We start from the raw sequence: 5,721 nt of genomic DNA, 5'->3' as shown, positions 1-5,721 counted from the left end.
ATAAGATCAGCATCAACAACAGCTATTTTTTCAGAAACATCAGTAATGTTCAGCTCAATTGGGAAATCTCTGAAAATGGCAGGATAGCAGAAAAGGGAAGTGTTTCCAGCCTGGATATTGCACCGCGCCAGAGTATTACACTTCCTCTTGCCATTAAAACAAAGAAACAAGCCGGTAAAGAGTACTTTCTGAACGTGCATTACGTGCTTAAACAAGCAGAACCCTTTCTGGAAAAAGGATATGAAATAGCCTATGATCAGTTCGCACTTCAAACAACCGAATCTTCTTCTTTAGTTTCTGTACCCTCTAAAAGTGTGTTACAGCTTGACCAGACTGAATCAGCCTATACCCTTAAGAGTAAGAACTTCCAGGTGGTGTTTGACAGAGCAAATGGATTGTTGAAAAACTATGTTTACAAAGGAGATCTCTTATTGCAGAATGGTCCTGAACCGGCATTTTGGCGCGCACCTACCGATAATGATATTGGTGCCGGGTTCAATAAAAATCTGCGTAAGTGGCGTATCGCTTATAAGGAAGGGAAGTTATTATCTGCACAGGCTGTTTTAAATAGCGACGGAAGTTATACGGTAAGTTTTAAAAAGGAACTTATGGGAGGTGAAGCGATCCAGGAACAGCAGATCACTGTTTACGGAGATGGCACATTAAAAACGGACTTGCATTTTAAAGCTGTAAAAGGAAAATACCCACTTTTATTAAGAGCAGGGACAAATCTGGAATTGGATAAACAATACAGCAACATTAGCTTTTATGGCAGAGGTCCATGGGAAAACTACGCAGACAGGAAAAGCGCATCTTTAATCGGCATGTACAACCAAAAGCTCAAAGACCAGTACTTCCCTTATGCCCGTCCTCAGGAAAGCGGTAACAAAACGGACGTCAGATGGCTGAGTTTAACCAATGCCAAAGGCAGGGGGATTCAAATTTTACACCAGGATAATTTGTTGAGCGTTTCGGCATTGCCTTATAGCCTTGATGATTTAGATCCTGAACAAGACAAAAAACAATACCATTCTGGCGAACTGGTAATGAAAGATAAAGCCTATCTCCATATAGATCTAAACCAATCCGGGATGCAGGGAATAGATAGCTGGGGAGCACAGCCCCTAAAGGAATACAGAATTCCTTTTGCAGATTACAATTATAGTTACTGGATCAAACCGATATAGCTATAGTTGAAAAATAATATCATTTATATCAATAAGTCTATATATATAGACTTATTGATATAAATGATAAATGCTGCTTAATATAAGCATGCAAACGATTGTGTTGCATCTAAATAGACTTTAACATTCTACCCTTAGTTTACCGCCTCCAGTACTATTTTAAACTTTTTCAGATAAAAGGTTTTCGTCTTTTCAGAATCGTTTAAAAAACGTATATATTTTTCTACTCCGGTAAAAATAGCATAATTGCCTTTTCCCTTAGTTTCATTGACCTTTAAAGTCTGCCAGTTTTTACCATCCGCCGAGGATTGAAAAAGACCGGAAGCTAACAAATCGGAAGACTCGAGATTAAACTGCAATTGCGTTATCTTCAATTTCGGGTCGATACTTATGCCCAGATATTCTCCCTTGTTTAAAGATTTCACCTCTAAAGCAGGAGAAATAGCCACGCTGTTCTCCTCAAAGATCAAAGGCTGATTGCGAAGCTTTTCTGAATTGCTGTAATTTACAGAGCGTTCTACAGCCTGCTCAAAAAGGAAAGATGGAGGCATGGTAATGGAACTCGTTTTACTGATTTGTGGACCCATGAACTTGAAGACATTCTTTACAAAAGGACTTAAGACCAATGAGCCTGTTTTGATGCCCGGTGAATTTGCCTTTTTATCCAATTGTTTCATACTGTCCAGAAGCTGATCTACTTTCAAATAGGAACTTGCTGCTGCGGTATAATTTTTCGCATTCCATTCTTCCAGCATAGACATACTGGAAACACCAGCCTTGCCCAATAATTCAAACTGGGTCAGCCAAGGCGAAATTTGCTCTACTAACCGCTTATTTGTGCTCTTGTTTCTGATTTCTGCGGCAACCGGAATGATTCTGGAAAATTCCGCTTTAATCTGAGCAGCAAGATCAGGGCGATAATCCCCCTGTTTAAAGGATGCAAAAAAAAGATCTATAGCAGGTTTTATCTCTACAGATTCATCCCGGCGATAGCCATGACCATTGGCTCCGGGATCACTGTTGTGGCTGTTAAACAACTTAAAGGCAGTTGGAGCCTCTGGCATAATATATTGGTTTGCAGCGTCCCATGCCCACTGAGGGTCGTATTTTGCTAAATTCCAGGCATACAAGGCTACTCCAAATATGGCTGTTTTAGAGGCCTCCGCTTTATCCATAGGGTTGGACACAAAGCCAGACATATCTTTCGAAGCCTGGGTATCTAAACCGTAAGCAGGCCCCATCAGCAAATGGTCTCGGGTATAATCGCTTACCGGAAAATTCCACCATACATAGGCCTGACGTTTAATTCTGCGGTTTACCCACTCCAAACCTTCCTTGGTGATGTCGGCAACTACCGTATTCCCGGTCCACATCACATGAATAGCCGGATCAAGCTGATCCCCAAGAATATCAAGATAAGATCCTGGTTGAGGATCTGCCCAGCTTTTATTGTATTCTGTTGGACACATGATCAGTGCCGAAACATCTTTCTTTTTATTGACGAAATCGTGCTGCAGATAGTTTAACAGTTCAGCTTGTTTTTCTGCCTTGGTTCCAATGCCAGATATATCGTCAAAAAATACAGCAAAGGAACGCACACCCAACTGATACATGATTTCAAATTTGTTTACGATCGCCAGACTGTCTTTTAAGTTCCAGTTGATATCTTGTCCGGGATGAATGGCCCAAACAAAATCTACCTTATTTTTACCAGCCTCGGTAACCAGTTCTTTAATTTCTCTTGCCTTATTATCAGGATAAGGCAGGCGCCAGTTGGGGGAAGAATGGTAAGGATCGTCTTTAGGGCCGTAGATATAGGTGTTCAATTTCAGCTTACCGTAGAAACGGAATTGTTCCATACGGTCCTGGTGGCTCCAGGGTTCTCCATAAAATCCTTCCACAGTTCCACGAAAAGCGATATCCGGGAAATCATTCACTACACCCTCAGGTAAAGAAATCTTTTCATCTGCTTCTTTATGAATGAGTTGGGAGAGGGTTTGGGCAGCATAAAACAGAGAACGATTATCAAATGCGGCAATGGTAATTTTAGAGGGTAAAATATCCAGGCGGTAAGCACCAGACTTTTGTAAAACCGTATCCTTCTTATCGGTGGGAGTAATTAAAAGCGGCAATTTTTTTTTAGCAGGCCTGCCGTTGTTGAGCACATGCTCTAATAAAATAACAGCATCCGGATCCGGATTTTTCAGACCAATCAACTTATAGGTGTGGTTCAGAATAAAGCGTTTACCCGTAAAAGCCGATTGCTGTGGCTGGGGTAAAATTTTCTCTCCCTGAGCATAGCCTGGAGCGGTTAAACTCAAAAAGAGTAGGGTAAGGATGAGTTTAAATGGTGGTTTCATGTGCTTGTAATAGTTTTTCTGCATGGGGATTAAGTAAAGCTATTTTTTTGTCAATAGATACTGGGAAAGGATTTTTTTATATTTTTACGCAATCGTTTTCGTAGATCATCTTATAGGTCCGTTTTTAATCAAATAAACGGGCTTACAACGTGAGGCGGACTGAAGAGACAATTAAAGGAGATGAATTTGTTCTGTAAAGCAAGATATTTTAAAGCTAACGAAACAGATCCTCTGAAAAAGCCTGATTTATAGGCTGTATATGATTTGGTTCGCAAACGTTTGCGTGGAGTTAAGAAGATCTGGAAAGCTATTATTTAATAATTTTCAACTGTGCCAGCGGTCGATTTTTGCCGATGGACGGCTACATAGGGAACAGATCATACAAATATTAGAATATGATACGAAATGTAAATTTGCAAAAAGAACTCATCAAGGATGTCGACGAATTTTCTGTGTTAACCAGGAATGCACTGATCAATGCTGGTATTGTGAAGGTACCGGATCTGTCATTTCTGCATCCTAAAGACTTAAATGTAATAAAAGGTATTGGTGCTCAGGGCAGGAAAACTGTCCTTGATTTTTGTGCACGAAAATCTATCGTTTTTAATACAGTGAGTTACCTGATCAAAGGTAAAAACTGGAGGTAAAACAATAGCTGTTTAAATACGTATTATTCCTTCATTTGGCGGAGAGACTCTTTTATACGGATGGTTCAAAAATTGTATAACCATATCGTTCCAGTCTTTACCACCAACACCATGCCCCCTGTTGATAAACAAAAAACTTTGTCCGTTGGGCATATAATGGTTTATTCTTTGAATATAGATAGGCCGGCAGTTCGGATCCATCTCGCCGTCACCAAGCAGAATCGGTTTTAGAGAATAATAGGGCTCTTTGGTTGTTGCTTTAACCGGAGGAACTTTCCAGCAATCACACATACCCTTGATGACATCATTAATACGGTAGCCCGTTAAATAAGGGTATATACTATAAATCTGCCGGACCACGTCCTCGCTATGATAGGTACTTTGATCGGCACAATAGGCAGAAATTCGCATGCCATCCGGGGCCTGGTTTTTCCGGAAAAGATCATCAAGAAAGGTCTGGATGTAAACCTGATGATGGCCTCTGATCATCTCGGTTAGCATAAAAGGAACCTCTTTTCTCCGTATATTGTTAGACATGGCATTCATAATTTCTGCCAGCAACTCGTTTTTTGTGTAAGCTATCTTCACAGAGTCGGATGTTCCTTTTTCAAGATAAGGCTGGTAAAATGTTTTGCTGGCGATACCATTAAAGTAATCCAGAAACCGTTGTTTAAGATTTCCGTATAATTGTCTATTTGTGGAATCCTGCTCTACATGACGGAATAATACATTCAGGGCCTCGTTAAAATTAACAGGTTCATCTTCATCAATAGGCGTAAAAATTGGCAATGGAGAATCGAGAACGAGCGATCTGATCCGTGTTGGGTCTTTTTGTAATACGGCCGTCATGAGCCCGCCGCTGTAGGAAGCACCATATAAATTGACAGAATCAATTTTAAGAACATTCAGCAGATCATGAATGTCGCTAACCGTTTCATCAGTGTTGTATCCGGAAAGGTCAATTCCTTTGGCCTCTAGAGTCTGTTTGTATTTTTTCAGACCAACCAGGACCATACTGTCTTTATTGAGGTTTTTTAGGTAAGAGTCTTTAATAGCCAGATCAAGATCAAATGCCCTTAAATGAGGCAATGCGTAGCGTGTACCGCGTTGTTCAAATGCAATACAGTCACGATCTTTAATGATTTCATTTTTTGTTGCACCAATGGCCCAGGATAAAGAGCTCCCTCCAGGGCCTCCAGCTGTAAACAATAATGGATCTTTTCTTTTATCAGGGTTTTTACTCTCCACTATGATAAAAGGCAATTTGATCATTCGCGAAGATTTCTTCGACCTGTTTTCCGGAACGATAAGGTAACCACATCTGGTTTTAAAACTACTGTCTATCTTCTCAAAAGGTGTAGAAAAAGATAACTTAAGCGAAGCAGGTGCAGTCTTTACAAAACTGCTGTCCATCAGAAACCGGCAATTGCAGGATTCTATCTTTGGTAGGTATCTTTTCTGGGCAATCGTGTTACCGGCCAGGCAATACAAGAACAAATGCAGGATTAAAAGTTTTTTCATAACCAT

Annotated in this window: 4 protein-coding genes; 2 read left to right on the top strand and 2 right to left on the bottom strand. The window is 40.4% G+C overall.

What is annotated here, in order from left to right:
* On the top strand, nucleotides 1-1,187 hold a 1,187-nt coding region (locus tag VNZ46_RS19765), incomplete at its 5' end, for a beta-galactosidase small subunit family protein (protein WP_325561841.1).
* A gap of 134 nt (nucleotides 1,188-1,321) precedes the next feature.
* On the opposite strand, the gene VNZ46_RS19760 is transcribed toward VNZ46_RS19765, so the two are convergent.
* The gene (locus VNZ46_RS19760) at nucleotides 1,322-3,547 is read right to left on the bottom strand and encodes a beta-N-acetylglucosaminidase domain-containing protein (protein ID WP_325561839.1); all 2,226 of its coding nucleotides are present in this window, start codon (nucleotides 3,545-3,547) and stop codon (nucleotides 1,322-1,324) included.
* Between the two features lie 395 nt (nucleotides 3,548-3,942).
* Here VNZ46_RS19760 and VNZ46_RS19755 point away from each other — a divergent pair, with 395 nt between their 5' ends.
* A complete protein-coding gene (locus VNZ46_RS19755; protein WP_199081132.1) occupies nucleotides 3,943-4,194 on the top strand; it encodes a hypothetical protein in 252 nt (83 codons plus the stop codon).
* Nucleotides 4,195-4,206: 12 nt separating this feature from the next.
* On the opposite strand, the gene VNZ46_RS19750 is transcribed toward VNZ46_RS19755, so the two are convergent.
* A partial coding sequence (locus tag VNZ46_RS19750) for an alpha/beta fold hydrolase (RefSeq protein ID WP_325561836.1) occupies nucleotides 4,207-5,721 on the bottom strand: 1,515 nt, incomplete at its 5' end.

It is taken from the genome of Pedobacter sp., from assembly GCF_035566355.1.
Taxonomy (GTDB): Bacteria; Bacteroidota; Bacteroidia; order Sphingobacteriales; family Sphingobacteriaceae; genus Pedobacter.
The sequence above is the reverse complement of the archived record's forward strand: the minus strand, read 5'-3'. Positions and strand labels throughout refer to the sequence as shown.

Excerpts from the sequence above, each read along its gene's own strand:
- VNZ46_RS19760 (WP_325561839.1), bottom strand. The coding sequence starts at position 3,547 with ATGAAACCACCATTTAAACTCATCCTTACCCTACTCTTTTTGAGTTTA.
- VNZ46_RS19755 (WP_199081132.1), top strand. The coding sequence starts at position 3,943 with ATGATACGAAATGTAAATTTGCAAAAAGAACTCATCAAGGATGTCGAC.